Here is a 17,042-nt window from a genome sequence, read left to right on the forward strand (position 1 = left end):
AGCTTCATGTTTGAATATAATAATGTGTTTGGCCTTATTTCTTTAAATTCGAGAGGAGTTCTGCGCCATGAAGTACGGTTTCTTCGATGATGCTAACCAAGAATATGTCATCCACACCCCTCAAACCCCATATCCCTGGATCAATTATTTAGGCAACGAACGATTTTTTGGACTGATCTCCAATACAGGCGGCGGCTATGCATTTTACCGGGATGCGCGCTTACGTCGCTTAACACGATACCGATACAACAATATTCCTGTCGATAACGGCGGTCGCTATTTTTATATTCATGATGACAGGGATTACTGGACACCGGGCTGGATGCCGGTCAAACGGGAGCTGGATCTGCATGAGTGCCGACATGGGCTTGGCTATACTTCAATTATGGGTGAACGTAACGGTATCCGGGCGACGCAGTTGGCTTTTGTACCGCTGTCCTTTGATGGAGAAGTACATCAGGTCAAGCTTCAGAACACCTCTGCACAGACTAAAAAGATCAAACTCTTTTCTTTCGTGGAATTTTGTCTGTGGAACGCCTATGACGATATGACCAATTTTCAACGCAACCTGAACACGGGCGAGGTCGAAATACAGGACTCCGTCATCTATCACAAAACGGAATATCGTGAGCGCCGCAACCACTATGCTTTCTTCTCTGTCAATCGTCCAATGGCAGGATTCGATACAGACCGTGAAGCTTTTCTGGGACTATACAACGGGCTGGATCAGCCGCAAACCGTCACCTCCGGGCAAGCCTCTAACTCTATTGCCAGCGGGTGGTCGCCTGTAGGATCGCATTGCATCGAAATCACATTGGAGCCAGGTGAAGAAACGAGTCTTAACTTTGTACTTGGTTATGTGGAAAATCGGGAGGATGAAAAATGGGAATCTCCTGGCGTGATTAACAAAAAGCAGGCTCATGCCATGATTGCTCAATTCGCGGATGATGCCGATGTTGAACGAGCCTTGAGTGAGCTGCGGGCCTATTGGAACAACCTGCTCTCCAAGTACATCATTCAGAGCCACGACGACAAGCTGAACCGGATGGTGAATATATGGAACCCGTATCAATGTATGGTTACGTTCAATATGTCGCGTTCCGCTTCGTATTTCGAATCTGGCATCGGGCGTGGTATGGGCTTCCGGGATTCGAATCAGGATTTGCTCGGCTTCGTCCACCAGATACCGGAGCGAGCGCGGGAACGGATTATCGATATCGCCTCCACTCAATTTGATAACGGCGGGGCTTATCATCAGTACCAGCCTTTAACCAAAAAAGGAAACCACGAGGTCGGCGGCGGTTTCAACGATGATCCGCTGTGGCTAATTGTTGGCACCGCTGCGTATATCAAAGAAACGGGAGACTTTTCCATATTGGACGAACAGGTGCCATTCGATGGGATTGAAGAGCATACCGCTACCCTGTTTGAGCATTTGAAGCGATCCTTTTATCATGTAGTTAACAATCTCGGCCCGCATGGTCTCCCACTGATTGGCCGGGCAGACTGGAACGACTGCTTGAACCTGAATTGTTTTTCTGCTACACCGGATGAGTCCTATCAGACCACGCAAAATTTGGAGGGTCGCATAGCGGAATCGGTATTCATCGCCGGACTATTCGTATATACAGGGCCAGATTTTATTGAGCTGTGCAAGCGTAGAGGATTAGATGACGAAGCAGCCACGGCCCAGGCCCATGTGGATCGGATACGGACCGCCACGTTGGAGCATGGCTTTGATGGGGATTGGTTTCTGCGAGCCTACGACCACTATGGGAATAAAGTGGGTAGCAAGGATTGTGAGGAAGGCCAAATTTTCATTGAGCCTCAGGGTTTTTGCGTGATGGCCGGAATCGGCGTTGAGGAAGGTCAGGCTCAAAAAGCGCTCAACTCTACACGGGATCGGCTGGAGACTCCCTATGGCATTGTACTGCAAAATCCGCCTTATTCCCGCTATTACATCAATCTAGGTGAAATATCCTCTTATCCTCCAGGGTACAAGGAAAATGCGGGCATCTTCTGTCACAATAACCCGTGGATTATGATGGCGGAGGCCGTGATTGGCCGTGGAGATCGCGCTTTTGAGCTGTATAGCAAAATTGCTCCTGCCTACCTGGAGGACATCAGCGACATCCACCGCACCGAGCCGTATGTATATGCACAAATGATTGCAGGCAAGGATGCCGTTCGTGAAGGCGAAGCCAAAAATTCATGGCTGACTGGCACAGCCGCGTGGAACTTTGTAGCCATTACCCAGTCTATTCTTGGTATCCAGCCCGAATGGGATGGTCTGCGTATTGACCCGTGCATTCCTGTAGCCTGGGACGAATTTACAATCACTCGCGTCTTTCGCGGCAATACCTACGTGATCCAAATCACGAATCCACAACATATATCCAAGGGTGTAGCTACAGTCACGATAGATGGGACTGTTCTCACGGACAATGTTCTGCCGGTCGCAGGGGATGGTGCTGTCCATCAGGTTAAAGTGTTACTGGGCTGACAAGTACATTGGCACCTAAATCGACTCCTGAAAAATTAGCTTCAACTTCATCACATAGTATCTTATAATACGAGAATGGCTAAAGATACATTAAGTGTGGTGACATCATGAATAAGACAACACGACTTACTCAAACAACCGATTATAAGTTAAAGGAAGCTCGCTGGGTACGGAGGATGTTTTTATTATACTGGATGATTATTGTCGTACATTTTATCACCCAGTTGGGCAGCTATTTGTTTCTTGATTACCACGCTTCGCCTTATGAATTTTACGTTGAAACCCTTATTGTTCCGACGCTGATCATGAGCGGCTCCAACTTGCTTGCAGAAATAGCTCATTTTAAATGTAATAGGTATTCTTTCGCGATTCTGTTTATAGCGAGCACGGTCATTTGCTGGACGATCATTCGACTAAACTACGATATCCGAATTATTCCGGCGTTGTGTTTGTTGCCTATTTTCTCATCCATCCTGTTTTTCAATCGTCGCTTGATATGGCTTTCCTTTGTCTTGCAAGTTGTGGTTTTTTTTCTGTTGCTGGCAGTAGATGGATCATTCCGCACCTACTTGTCGAACTTTGATATCGTGGCAATCCCTTCCTTTTTGATTATGTCTACTTTTATTGCTCTCATTATTCAGGCAAGCGGTCGCGATCTGTTAGTGGATTTGTACAAAACACAGCGCGCCCAACAGGAGCTGATGATCAGTAACGCGATTATAAGCAAAATGTCGATGACCGACGGGTTAACCAAATTGTACAATTATTTGTCCTTTCAGAACTTCTATGAAAAAGCACTCGAATATGCTGAGCAAGGCGCCATTATCCATCTTGCGTTAGTGGATATTGATAATTTCAAGAAAATTAATGATAATTATGGGCACCAGTTCGGAGATAAAATTTTGGAGGGCATTTCGCAAATCATTACAGAGCAGATTACAGCAAATGATATTGCGGCCCGCTATGGTGGTGAGGAATTTGCCATCCTGATGTTCGAGCATACCTTTGAAGAAGCTTATCAAATCGCCGAAAACATCCGGCACGAAGTGGAAAAGATGACTTTTTACGAAAAAAAGCAAAACATTTCCGTAACCGTAAGCATTGGGCTGAAAAGCTATACAGAAGAAATGAACAAAGATGCGTTCTTTCAGGAAGCGGACGACTATCTATATCAAGCCAAGCGTTCTGGCAAGAATAAGATAGTTTCGCTCAATCATATTGCCTAATTCGACAGAGAATACTCACAGGATGACTTCTCCGGCACTCGCTTGCCGGGGATTTATTTTTTAAAGACAAGCCATTTGACAAGAATATAAGCTGAAACTATAATACTTACAAGTAATAACGTAATTTACTTACATAAAATAAGTTAAGGGAGATGTTTTTCATATGTCAACACTTGTTATTGTAACCCACCCTAATCTTGCGGAGTCCCGCGTTAACAAAAGATGGGTCCAGGAGCTTAAAAAGCAATCGGGTATAACCGTTCATAACCTGTATGAAGTATACCCGGATGAGAAAATCAATGTAGCTCAAGAGCAGGAACTGCTGGAGCAGCATGACCGTATCGTACTTCAATTTCCTTTTTACTGGTATAGTACCCCTTCCCTGCTGAAAAAATGGGAAGATGCGGTTCTGACTTACGGTTGGGCTTTTGGAAGCGAAGGTGGCAAATTGGAGGGCAAAGAGTTACTGATTGCTCTGTCTGCCGCTAGTGTAGAGGAAAACTATCAACATGACGGACGGAACAAATACACGATCGAAGAGCTTTTGAGACCTCTTGAAGCTACAAGCCATATGATTGGTGTCAAATTGCTCCCTTATTTCGTGCAATATGGCGCTGGGGTTCTGACCGATGAGGAGCTTGAGCAATCCGCGCAAAGATACGTGCAAACCGTTACTTCTTAATTGTATTGGAAAATGCCCCTTGGTTGGAGCTACCACCTGTTGTGACACAGAATGTGGCAGTCTACCGACCAGGGGGCTTTTTTTTGAGTTTAATTTTCAAATCAGGAATTATAACGAACTGCGTTCTGATTGCATGGAAACGACTTTCCCCCTGCTATTCAGCACGAAGCCTAATACATAGACGACAGCCCCCAAGCCGTAAGCGGCGGCAAAGCCCCCCATATGCTCGATCATCCAGCCTGACAGCGCCGGACCCAGCATCTGCCCTACTGCATAAAATACAGAGATAAACCCGATGCCAGAGGGAACATATTTGGACGGAACCTGCTGTGAAGCTTTAACCTGGATCAAGGTGACTAGTCCTCCGATGCTCGAACCCCAAATGATGGATGAAATCGCAAAGCCCCACACGTTGTCCATAACGATGGGAACGAGATCCCCAAGCACAGCAAAAATCCACGCCAGCATAAATGTTTGTTGCACCCCAGCCTTGTCCGAGATACTTCCCCATACAGGGCCGCCTATAATGCTGAATACCCCTGCAAACGCATATATCAGCCCTGTCGTGCTGCTTGAAATACCTGCCTCCAGCATATAGCTGCTTTGATACAGATTAGGTATTAGATAGGCCATGCCAATCAGAAAATATAAAACAGCAATGAGGGTAAGCTCCTTATTTTTCAACCACTGGGGCTTATCCTCCTCGCTTACCGTTTGACGGGCAGATGCCGGATTTTTCAGAACAAATAGTGACAACACAAGCACCACTAACGAAATAATCCCGAAGCACAACCATACAGCATGCCAGCCGTCATGAGGAAATACCCGTATGATCACAGGGATCAGAAAACCGCTTAATAACATGCCGATACCGGCGCCACTCAACAGTATACCTAATACCTTCCCCCGCTGCTGCGGAAACCAGCCGATCATCAGGGACATCAGTGGAGTAAATACAAGTGAGCTGCCAGCCCCAATAACGAACATGAACAACCCGATAGCCCAAAATGAAGACGACCATACCAATCCTAGCATACTGACCACTACAGCCGCACTGCCCGTTATAAGCACCAATTTAGCTCCCCAGCGTACAGCCAGCACACCTGACAAGCCTACCGTGAGCAAATAACCCAGAAACATGATCGTTCCCAGTAATCCTGTCTGTGATATTGTCAGATGCAGCCCCTTCTGCATATACGGAAGCACAGCACCATAACCCATACGGGCCAAGCCTGTGGTTGTAATGACCAGTAAAGTTCCGCACAGGACGAGTGTCCAGAAATGTTTTGGGTTAGGTGCTTTTTGTACATGTGGTACGGAATTCATACCCTAATTCCCCCTTCTTATGAATGAATAACAGGTACAGTAACCTTGCCATTCATCCTACACGGGGGTTCAGTTCTGATCTACCAGCTAACGGAATTCGTTACTGGTTTGCGGGAATGGGTTATTTAGCTGAATAGACGATTTCGGACGAGCGTACCCGGGTTGCAGCCGTATTTTTTTCGGAATGCCTCTGCAAAGTAGCTTGGATTGGAATAACCCACCGCACAAGAAACTTCCGTTACACTATTTCCTCCGACTTGCAGCAAATGAAGAGCCTGATCCAGCCGTTGTTCACGCAGATCTCCAAAGACGGTTGTTCCGTACATTTCCTTGTAGCCCATTTTCAATTTGTAGTCATTCATGCCGATCATATGTGAAAGCTGCAAGAGAGACGGCGGCTCCGCCATGTGCTCCAGCATAATTTGACGCGCCCTCTTAATTTTGGCGATTTCGTCCCGGTTCAAGGAGACAGATGGATCATGCCTATCCTCGAAAAAGGTGCGTAAAGCAAGCATCCACAAATCCAATACGGCACATTCCATTTCAATATTGCGCATCGAACCGGATTGGATGCCCTGCATCAGCTGAGTCAACTTGAAGACGGCAACTGGATTCATGCGAGCCTGAAAAGCGCGAAACGAATGAGGTCCGAGTAAATCCGCAAAATCAACACTCCTTCTCCCGTCCGGCTCTTCCATAAAATAATGAAATGTCGATACCGGAATGCCAATGCCTAGCATCGTAAACTGCTCATTCGCCGTAAATTCAAAGTGGGCTTCGCCCGGCTTCAGAAGCTGTAACGAAAAATGCCCCGGAACAATTTCATGCCGCACTCCCGACGCCTGAACCTCACGGCCGCCGCGAAAACAGCAAGTAAGCTCCACCATAGGCACAGTAGCCACAAAATCAATCGTTCGGCGTTGATGAAAGGTATAGTCGGAAACCACAAGCTCCATATCCAGACGCGGGGAGCAACGGCGAATAGTGCCCTTCCCCACGGTTTGTGTAAGTTCCATCGGAGCTTTATGACCTGTAACGTCAGCGTTCAGCTCCAGTTTTTCAAGAAACAGATTAAAATTATGATGAAAAGTAGCTTCCTGCATAGCGTTTCACTCCAGTATTTTTCATTGATAATCATTCTCATCATACCGGATTATTGGTGGTTTGACAAAGAACCTCCTACCGCTAGAAAATAGCAGTGATGGAGGTTCCCGTCGATCTGTTAAAATATGAAGATTTACAAAGTAACCAGTGTGCTGGACACCTGAACCATGCATTCTTTAATGATGTTGCAGCCTTCACGCAGGTTTTCCAAGCTGATCGTTAGGGCAGGCATAATTTTAATCACCGTATCGTTACGTCCAGCCCGCTCAATGATGAGGCCCTTACTAAAGCAGAGAGTAGCTACCTCCTTGGCGAACGCTTCTCCCAGGTGGGATACATCAATTCCCCAGATCAGACCCAAGCCTCGAATTTCAATGAGAGGATCGATTGTTTGAATATGTTCACGCAAAAATTGCTGGACAAAAGCCTCTTTTTCCTTCACCTGTGCTTCCAGCCCTACCGTATCCCTGAACTCCAGCGCTGCCTTTGCAGCGACAAAAGCAAGCTGATTTCCACGGAAGGTGCCATTATGCTCACCAGGACTCCAAATATCCAATTCCGGCTTGATCAGCAACAGGGACATCGGCAAACCATAGCCACTGATTGACTTGGACAAAACAACCATATCAGGAACGATACCCGCCCGCTCAAACGAGAAGAACGAACCAACCCGACCGCAGCCAACCTGTATATCGTCAATAATCAGCAAAATATCATGATCATCGCACAGCTGCCGCAAATCACGCAGCCATTCGGTATCTGCGATGTTAATACCGCCCTCAGCCTGTACCGTTTCCAGAATGATGGCCGCTGGCTTTTCCACCCCGGAATGGGTATCTGTTAAAAGCTGCTCCATATATAAAATGGTATCCAAGCCGTTAAACGTACTGTTATAAGGGATGAAGGTAACGTTATTCAAGGATACACCGGCGCTCTCTCGCATGGAGTTGTTACTGGTAACAGACAAACTGCCTAGCGACATGCCGTGAAACGCGCCCATAAAAGCAAAAATTCCATTTCTTTTCTTCACCTTGCGCGCAAGCTTCAATGCCGCCTCCACCGCATTAGTACCAGTCGGACCGCAAAATTGCAGCTTATAATTCAAGCCCTTGGGCTGGAGAATACGCTCGGAGAAAGATTCAATAAACTCCTGTTTGGCCGTCGTAAACATGTCCAAACCATGCATAATCCGGTCTGAGGTTAAATAATCCAAAAGCCGGTTTTTCATGAAATCATTATTGTGCCCGTAGTTCAAAGCCCCTGCTCCGGCAAAAAGTCGATATATCCCTCTCCTGCCTCTGTGTACAGCACATCGTTCTTCGCTTTGTTGAAAACAACCGGAAAACTTCTGCAATAGGATCTTACATTGGACTCCAGTGCTTCGAATGTGTTCATAATCTCTCGTCCTCCCGCTGACCTGATTTGAAAAAATACAAGCATGGAAAGCAAAAAAAGTGTAAATATGTAATCTGAAATGAGAAGACAGCCTGAATCGCAAAGGGGTAGCCACACCAAAGAATCATGAGTACGATCACGAGAACGAATAGAGTACAGATAAATAAATGCAGAGTAGCCTATTGAGAGTAAATTAAACTCCAGAAGATTAAGTGGTGGGGGTTTCTAAGGGGTCTCTATCAGTGGATGTCACTCCTATGTAATAAAATACCATAAATATTTTTGAAGTCAATGCATGATTCTAATGTGTTTTGTTAAATTTTTGTAATTGAGTGTCGAGGGCTTGGTGTATTTTGTTAATTCTCCACGAAAAATGTCGGAATAGAGCTAAAAATCTTATAAATAGAGCATTTCCATATCAAAAAAGTATAAATCCGTTCTGCCCGGCTATTGGTTTGCCCGATCCCCCTGATCTTTTGACAGACTGTCCAAAGGGGGTTACTCTATCAAAAGAACTTGCCAAAAACTTTTTGAATGCATTGAACCTATCCTAACCATTTGGCTCGAATTTGATAGAAAGATAAGGAAATATCATCATGTCTAATGTTTTGATTATTGAAGATGACAATATGCTGGGAGATACCCTTTCCTTGTATTTGACTGGAGAAGGCTACAACGTTACCCGGGTGGAACAGGCGGCTGAGGGAATTGCCCGGCTGGGTATGGTGCAGCCTGATATTATTTTGCTAGATCTGCTGCTTCCAGATTTGGATGGTGTCAATCCCTGCCCACTGGTACGCAAGCATACGGATGTGCCAATCATCGTGATTTCTTCAGAAAACAATATCTCAGAGCGCATCCGTACACTTACGTTGGGAGCAGACGATTATATTTGCAAGCCTTTCAGTATGCAGGAGCTAAAGGCGCGAATCGAGGCTCTTTTCCGTCGTATTGAAATCACACGGTTACAGGCAAGAGGCCTTGCGCCTGAAGCCGAGCCTGAAACAGGCATTGTTTTGGATCTGGCGCGAAGAATGATTACCGTTGATGGGCAGATTGTGGAGACGACATTTTCGGAATTTGAGCTTATGAAGCTTTTTTATTTGAACCGGGGAATTGTATTCAGCCGATATGCCTTGATTCAAGCTCTTCGTGGCACAGACTCCTTTATTAATGAGAGGGCTGTAGACGTACATATCAACCATTTGCGCAGGAAAATCGAAAAAGACCCTAAAAAGCCGAAATTAATCAGGACCATCTGGGGAATTGGTTATAAATTTGTGCAATAGCACGATCAGCTCCAGGGAACCGATGACTTGATTTGGTTAATCTCCTTTTGAACCAGGCTCAATTGCTCTCGCCAGTCTGGATACAGCTCCCCCGGTGAGGTTTCATGGCTACGTTTCAATCCCTTTTCCAGCTCTATGACCTTTGCAAGCAGCCCGGACGCAAACAGGTTTCCTGCCCCTCCCTTAAGCGAGTGGATTAATCGGAGAGCGGCAGATAACTGTCCGTTGTCCATTTTCCTCGTCAATCTTTTATCAAGATACTGGTATTCCTGAATCCATTTGTAAAGGGCAAATTGGAAAATATATACCTTTCCATCCATGCCGGCTATTGCCTGTTCCGCGTGGACACCATTTAGTTCTTGCAGCCATGCTAAATGAATCCAACTGTTTAACACTCTTACAGCGTTCAGTTCATGGACAGGCTTGAGCAGCACAGCATTAATGCCTGAACGAAGGCAAACCTCCTGTTCATGCTGCGCAGCATCGGCCGTAAAGGCGATAATTGGAAGTCTGTTAAAAGCTTTCTTTCTGCGAATATGTCTGGCCGTCTCAAAGCCATCCATCTCTGGCATATGCAGATCAAGCATTACCATATCCCAGGAACGCAGTTCCAGTGACTCTAACAGTTCTCTTCCGTTTGCAACCATGGTTACTTCAAAACCGCGCTCTGCCAGGAACTCGGTAATTACCACCTGGTTAATCTCATTGTCCTCCGCTGTGAGAATTTGATACTTCTGTGTTGTAATCTCTCCTTCATAACGAGGGCTCATCATCGTATATGTATCCAGAGTATTAACATCTACAGACACTGTCTTTTCCTTTTCCAGCCTCCAGCGGATAACCTCCAATACAGCGTTTCGAGTCACGGGCTTGGACAAAAAGGCATCCACCCTGCTATCCTCGTCCCCAACTGCTATCCCTTCCATCTGGAACACTGTTGTAAGTCCAATGACCTGAGTCATCTGTCTATTTAGCAATTGAAGCCATTGTCTCCGTGTATCCAGCTCTCTAAAGCCATTCATCCCCATGTCGACCATAACCAAATCAAAATATTCGCCATTTTGAAAAGCTTCCACACATTCCTGAAAGGATGAAATGGTGTATGTTTCTAATCCTGTGCTTTGTATTAATTCGCTCAGACTAAATCTTAACAGCTCATGCCGCACAACAATTAAGGCTTTGCCGCTTATTTGTTTTTCTATTTGTGCGCCTTCCGGATGTAGATCCCCGATATTCAGTTCGACATTAAAGTAAAACCGACTGTATTCTCCCAATCGGCTTTCAACCTCTACATTCCCGCCCATGGCTTCAGCCAAATGCTTGCTAATGGCCAAACCCAGCCCGGAGCCCCCATATCGGCGGCTGGTTGATGTATTCACTTGGGTAAAAGGGACAAACAGCTTGTTCACACCCACCTCGGAAATACCTATACCCGTATCCTCCACCATAAAGGACAACACTACCCGTCCGTTCTGCTGGCTTAGCATTTTCACCTCTAACAATACATGTCCCTGATCCGTAAACTTGACGGCATTAGTCAGAAGGTTTAAAAGCACCTGTTCCATCCGCAATGAATCACCTTTAACACTTTTGGGTAATTTGGGGTCCGTTATAAAAATGATCTCTATTTCTTTGTGTTCCAGCAAAGTACCCACCGTCTCTGCAAGATGCCTAAGCATTTTTTCCAGCTCAAACTCCTGTCTTTCCAATTCCAAACTGCCTGCTTCCATCTTGGAAAAGTCCAGTACGTTATTGAGCATGGACGAGAGGATGCGCGAGGAGGCGAGCAGCTTGTCAAGGTAGTCTTTTTGGACAGCAGTCAGTTCCGTCTTGTTCAACAGCTTGGACAGACCGATGATCCCATTCAGCGGCGTGCGAATTTCGTGGCTCATATGAGCTAAAAAAACGCTTTTGGCATGGTTAGCCTCGTCTACCTCCTTTCTTTTCTGCTCGGAAGCTTTATACTCCGTAATATCCATTACGTGACCGATGACATGCTTGGTGATCCCGTTCTCCCTGACCGGATGTAAGGTAATTAAAGCCGAGTATTCCCAAAACTCCAGCTCAAATACCGTCCGGTCACCGAACCATGCCTGTTTGTAATATTCGCTAAGCTGCTCCAGCGTTTCAGAGGAAAGCTCAAAAATATCCCCGAGTCGCTTAACATGCTCCCTTCGATTATAGCTGACTTGCAGATTCAGACCCATGCGCTCCAGCAAGCCTCCTTCGAGCAGCCTATAATAAAATTCGTCGCCGCTTTTCTCCAGCCTGAAGGTAAAGCCAGGTTGAACCCGAAGCACATTTAGGAGATCACGGTTTTGGTCCAGTAAACGTTGTTCATATGTATGTTTAATGATCCAAACGCGTACAAACAAAGCGATGAACATCAGACCAATCACTAGCTCCAGAACACAAGTCATCAGAGCTCTATCACTTATGCCAAAATATAAGAATAGAATTCCTGTCACTCCATAAAAAACACGCGTGATCGTCTGCCGAATGAGCTGAGAAATCAGATTGCGGCGCGCAAATGTAATAGGTGGCTGAAAAGTCAAAACAATTAATAATATCACGATAACATATAGAACCAAATCTCGAATCAAATGTTCTCCCTCCTGTAATTTCCCTACTTTGTAAGCTATATTGGAAATATAAAAAAACTCAGGACAGATTCCTTATGCCATAAGGCTTAAAGAACTGTCCCGAGCATTCATTGTACTATAGATTCCATAGGGTTCAAGTTCGTTTTAATACTTGAAACGACTAATCATAGACCTCAACTCAGCAGCCATTGTTGATAGCAGCTGAGCAGAGGCTGATATTTCCTCCATGGAAGCCAGCTGCTCTTGCGAGGAAGCGGCGACTTCCTCAGATGTAGCAGCATTACCGGTTGCAATCGTCGCCAGCTCGTTGGCTGTCGCTGCAATCTCTTGTACACTCGCTGATATCTGTTGTGCAATCGCAGCGACCTCCTCCACCTGAGGTGTGGTCTCCCGAATGCCTTCCATCGCGTCTCCCAGCTTGACAATGGTTTCTTTGGAAATCTGCAGCCCATCCTGAACCTCAGTCGTAACACGGTTCATCGTCTGAACCGTGGTTTCCGTTTCATGCTGAATTTCGGCAATCAATGTGGCAATCTGTGTTGCAGATGTCTGCGATTGCTCTGCCAGCTTGCGCACCTCATCTGCAACGATGGCAAAGCCCTTGCCATGATCACCTGCTCTAGCCGCCTCAATCGCTGCATTCAAGGCCAGCAGGTTCGTCTGATTGGATAGTTCACCAATAACCTTGGTAATTTCACCGATTTCCTGAGAGCGGGCTTGCAAGGTTTGAATCATTCGGTTAGATTGCTCTACCGAATGGTGAATCGAATTCATTTGTTCGCCTGTTTGCTCAACGGATTTCCGTCCTTCCTCTGCTTGTAAAGAGGATCGTCTGGCCAAATCGGCTACCGAGATGGAGCGTTCCGCAATTTGTGTGACTCCCTGTGCAATTTCATCAAGGGCTACTGAGTTATTTTCCAGGCCTGTAGTCTGCTTCTCCGCTCCGCTGGCAATTTCCTGTACAGCCTGTGATACCTGCTCACTTGCAGCACTGGTTTGTTCTGCGCTTACCGTTAGCTCGTTCGAGGATCTAGCGACATGATCTGCACTTTCCCCTACGTTTTGAATGACAGATCGCAAGTTATCCTGCATGTTTCGGAAAGCCAGTCCCAATTGTCCAATCTCATCTTCACTCTTCACTTGAATGTCCTGCGTCAGATCCCCTGCGCTCACATTAACCGCTTGTTCCTTCAATTTTAAAATAGGTTTGATGATGGAACGAATCAGGAAATAGACAATGATTATCCCCACCACAAGACACCCGACGACCGTAAGCAAAGTGCTGATCAAAATCGGCTGTGCTGCTTCATCCACTTCAGATAAATACAGCGTTCCGCCTATTTTCCAGCCTGTCAGCTTGTTGGTCGCATAGTTCATATATTTGGACTGACCTTCATACTGATACTCGTATTCACCAGCGTCGCTCTCATACATGCGTGATTCAATATCTGCAATTTTGGTGCCTGGTGCCTTCGTCGGATGAACAATGTAAGTGCGCTTGCTGTCCAGCAATATGGCATAACCTTCACGACCTACTTTAATCTTGTTCAGTGTCTCCTTAATACCGTTAACTTTCAGATCGATGCCAATAACACCCGAACCATCCGTCGTGGCTCTGGACACTGTAACCGTCATTTGTTTGGAGGATGCGGAGAAATAGGGTGCACTAATCGCTGTTTTTGCTTGTTCCTTTATGGACTCCTCATACCAAGGTCTGACTCGGGGATCATAATTATCCGGTAATTCCTTTTGTGGATAGGTTGTAAATTTACCATCCTTCGTTCCATAATAAATGGATTCTGTTTCAGGATGGAGTGCAATATATTGCTTAAAGAATTCTTCCAAATTCGCCGCTTGTTCCTCCGTCTCCACCAGGTTGCCTTTTAGCCTTTCAGCGAAATAATCTGCATCATGCACCTTGGGTGAAATGGTGCTATCAATAATAAAATTAGTGCGGATGATGACCTGCTCGGCGCTATCTTCAATCTGGTTTAGAATCTCCTGTCTGGCGCTCACAAATGATAGAGCCCCAACAATCATAGATGGTATGATCAAAAAAGCAATAAAAGCGACCATCAGCTTCGTTTTAAAATTATTGCTGAGCATCCTTCCCACGTGCCATGGTTTTCCTGCAAACTTCTTCATCAGTCAACATCTCCATTTCATCATCTGGATTGCTTGCATATTGTGAACCGCTTCGCTTTGCCAATGATTATTCACTCGACAAATTCACTTCCCCTTTTCCATTCTTCATCATCTCCCTCTAAAACAATTCGACACAAAAAAAGATATAAACACGACAACGAATAGGTATATGTACTTAGTTTTGAATGAAGCAAGGCTCCTTGGAACCGATTCCTTAATATAATATACCTAAAAACTATTAAAAAAAATGCACAGAACATGTTAAGGAAATGTTAGTTTTAACTCACTATACCTACCTCTAAACATGAAATAATCCCCTTGAGGTTGGCATACATAAGGTCATTTTTCGAAAATCACCATATGCTTGTTACCCCAAGGGGATCAAATTTGTTTTTTATTTTAGGTTAATCAATTCAGTAAAGCCTTAAGATCATCGAGACGGGTGACAGGTGCCTGACAGGCAAAATGTTCACACACATATACGGCTGGTTTGCCATCCACAAGAGCGTAATCACGGATATAAGGAACTGTCTCTGTAATCTCCGGCTGTCCTTCATCCTTCAAAATAATCACTGTATGGGGTCTGAATCCTGCTCGAACCGCCTGAATGAACTGTACGGTCTGCGGATCATCCCTATGGCCCACAATAACAATCTCCTTCGTCGTTCCAGTTGCATACAACAACGAACTGAGCAACGCCGAATAGCCTGACGGGTAATGAGCAACCATGCCGCCAAAAGCCTTAAACTGCTTGGCTGCATAGTCCTCCAATCGAGATTCACCCGTTAGCCGCGCAAGCCTCACAAAATTATGGGCCGCGATACTGTTACCCGACGGAATGGCTCCGTCATAAATTTCTTTAGGCTTGGCAATCAACTGCTCGCTATCTGACCCGTAAAAGAATAATCCGTCCCGTTCTTTATCCCAGAACAGGTCGATCATATCCTGATTAAGCGTCAGCGCCCGTTGCAGATATTGTATGTCAAAGGAGGCCTGGTACAGCTCAATCAAGCCCCACACATAAAAAGCATAGTCATCAACATAGCCGGGATAAGCTGCATCCCCGTCCCGATAACGCGCCAGCAGCCGTCCGTCCTCCCGTCTCAGTTGGTTCCATAGGAACGACTCTGCCTTCTGGGCCTGCTCTGTATATCTGGTATCTCCAAAAGCCTGTCCCGCCTTCGCCAAAGCAGCGATCATCAACCCGTTCCACGAGGTCAAAATCTTGTCATCCTTGTGAGGGTGAACCCGTTGTTCCCTGGCAGCAAACAGCTTGCCGCGTAGCTCATTTACCCGTTGTTCCAGTTCCTGTTCGGTCAAGTCATGCTTGATCCCGTAGGCTTCCAGATTAATATCAATCAGGTTCGGAATGTTATGGCCTTCAAAATTCCCGTAAGGTGTAATCCCATACAAATCGTTAAAAAAGGCGGCATCCTTATCGCCGAGTACAGCCCTTACCTCAGATTCGTCCCAGACATAGAATTTGCCCTCTTCTCCTTCGGAATCCGCATCCTCCGCCGAATAAAAACCCCCTCCTACATCTGTCATGTCCCTTGCGATATATGTAAAGATTTGTTCCGTAATCCGCCGGTACAGCTCCTTGCCCGTCACCTGCCAAGCCTCTGTATACGCGATGGCCAGCAGAGCGTTGTCATACAGCATTTTTTCAAAATGCGGCACCAGCCACTTCTCATCCACTGAGTACCGTGAAAATCCCATACCTACATGGTCGTAGATTCCGCCCCGATACATCGCATCCAGCGTCTTCTCTGCCATTTCCAGTGCCTGCTGATTTCCCGTATGCTGTGCATATCGCAACAAAAAAGACAAGTTATGCGGAGAAGGAAACTTCGGAGCTTCCCCGAAGCCGCCATATTCCTTATCGAAGGTATGACTGTACTGATGGAAAGCTTTATTCAAGCTCTGTTCATCCAGTTCACCGCGATACCCCGCAAGCATGTCCTGTCGCTCATGCTCGGTTAGCACCTGCTCACTCAGCTCCACCAGCTCTTCGGGCTGCTCCTTCCACCGGGTTCCCACCTTCTCCAGCAGCTCCAACAGTCCGACACGTCCAAACTTCTGCTCCTTGGGCAAATACGTACCCGCAAAAAAAGGCTTCTGATCCGGGGTCATCAATATCGTCAGCGGCCAGCCTCCATGCCCCGTCATCGTCTGACAGATGGACATATAGATATGATCCACATCCGGACGTTCCTCCCGATCCACCTTAATGGATACATAGTCCCGGTTTAATATCTCCGCAACCTCTTCATCCTCGAAGGATTCTCTTTCCATTACATGACACCAATGACAAGTGGAATAGCCGACAGATAAGAAAATGGGCTTATTCTCGCGTTTGGCGATTTCAAAAGCCTCATCTGACCAAGGGAACCAATTAACTGGGTTGTGAGCGTGTTGCAGCAGATACGGTGATTTTTCCTTGGCTAATCTATTCGGTTTGCTGCTCGTTGACATGGGACATCACCACTTCCGTAGTTGGATTTTATGCTTGGTACTATTTTACCCTAAATGGGTGGTAAAAAGTACATCAGGTAGTACACCATTATCCATCCCCCTCACCGACTCATCCAGCACGATCAACTTGGGTTTTAGCGCAATCGCCTTGGCGACATTGACACGCTGAGGCTGGCCGCCACTAAACTGATGACTCTCAACCGAATCTATCAATAAATTGTTTATTCGATCATAAGTAGGTATGAAAAAGCACTGATGGATATTCTCCATCAGTGCTTTATTTACTGCATTCGG

General features: G+C 46.0%; 10 protein-coding genes and 1 pseudogene. 4 read left to right on the forward strand and 7 right to left on the reverse strand.

The features are described from left to right. Positions 1-67: 67 nt before the first annotated feature. The 3 genes from ASL14_RS26690 (at position 68) to ASL14_RS26700 (ending at position 4,411) form a co-directional block, all read left to right on the forward strand. The gene (locus tag ASL14_RS26690; RefSeq protein ID WP_134914801.1) at positions 68-2,503 is read left to right on the forward strand and encodes a glycoside hydrolase family 94 protein; all 2,436 of its coding nucleotides are present in this window, start codon (positions 68-70) and stop codon (positions 2,501-2,503) included. 107 nt (positions 2,504-2,610) lie between these two features. Beyond that, the gene (locus ASL14_RS26695) at positions 2,611-3,729 is read left to right on the forward strand and encodes a GGDEF domain-containing protein (protein WP_134914802.1); all 1,119 of its coding nucleotides are present in this window, start codon (positions 2,611-2,613) and stop codon (positions 3,727-3,729) included. Between the two features lie 163 nt (positions 3,730-3,892). Next, positions 3,893-4,411 carry an NAD(P)H-dependent oxidoreductase gene (locus ASL14_RS26700; protein WP_134914803.1) on the forward strand — a complete coding sequence of 173 codons (519 nt, stop codon included), beginning with the start codon at positions 3,893-3,895 and terminating at the stop codon, positions 4,409-4,411. 108 nt (positions 4,412-4,519) lie between these two features. On the opposite strand, the gene ASL14_RS26705 is transcribed toward ASL14_RS26700, so the two are convergent. From ASL14_RS26705 to ASL14_RS26715, 3 genes are all read right to left on the reverse strand, one after another. Then, entirely contained in the window at positions 4,520-5,737 is a 1,218-nt protein-coding gene (locus tag ASL14_RS26705) for an MFS transporter (protein ID WP_134914804.1), read from the reverse strand. A gap of 125 nt (positions 5,738-5,862) precedes the next feature. Then, entirely contained in the window at positions 5,863-6,840 is a 978-nt protein-coding gene (locus ASL14_RS26710; RefSeq protein WP_134914805.1) for a helix-turn-helix transcriptional regulator, read from the reverse strand. 134 nt (positions 6,841-6,974) lie between these two features. After that, positions 6,975-8,351, reverse strand: a complete 1,377-nt coding sequence (locus ASL14_RS26715; RefSeq protein WP_223264422.1) for a diaminobutyrate--2-oxoglutarate transaminase — start codon at positions 8,349-8,351, stop codon at positions 6,975-6,977. A 481-nt stretch (positions 8,352-8,832) separates the two neighbouring features. On the opposite strand from ASL14_RS26715, the gene ASL14_RS26720 reads away from it, so the two are divergent. After that, positions 8,833-9,525 carry a response regulator transcription factor gene (locus tag ASL14_RS26720; RefSeq protein ID WP_134914806.1) on the forward strand — a complete coding sequence of 231 codons (693 nt, stop codon included), beginning with the start codon at positions 8,833-8,835 and terminating at the stop codon, positions 9,523-9,525. Positions 9,526-9,530: 5 nt separating this feature from the next. Here ASL14_RS26720 and ASL14_RS26725 read toward each other — a convergent pair whose 3' ends face one another. From ASL14_RS26725 to ASL14_RS28725, 4 genes and pseudogenes are all read right to left on the reverse strand, one after another. Beyond that, complete coding sequence (locus tag ASL14_RS26725) at positions 9,531-12,128, reverse strand: hybrid sensor histidine kinase/response regulator (RefSeq protein ID WP_134914807.1); 2,598 nt, start codon at positions 12,126-12,128, stop codon at positions 9,531-9,533. Between the two features lie 144 nt (positions 12,129-12,272). Further along, complete coding sequence (locus ASL14_RS26730; protein ID WP_134914808.1) at positions 12,273-14,273, reverse strand: methyl-accepting chemotaxis protein; 2,001 nt, start codon at positions 14,271-14,273, stop codon at positions 12,273-12,275. Positions 14,274-14,681: 408 nt separating this feature from the next. Then, on the reverse strand, positions 14,682-16,748 hold the full coding sequence (locus tag ASL14_RS26735) for a thioredoxin domain-containing protein (protein ID WP_134914809.1): 2,067 nt from the start codon (positions 16,746-16,748) through the stop codon (positions 14,682-14,684). Positions 16,749-16,838: 90 nt separating this feature from the next. Next, positions 16,839-16,940: pseudogene (locus ASL14_RS28725) on the reverse strand (ATP-binding cassette domain-containing protein); the annotation flags it as partial. Between the last annotated feature and the right edge of the window lie 102 nt (positions 16,941-17,042).

The sequence above is a fragment of the Paenibacillus sp. IHB B 3084 genome (assembly GCF_001447315.1).
GTDB lineage: Bacteria > Bacillota > Bacilli > Paenibacillales > Paenibacillaceae > Paenibacillus.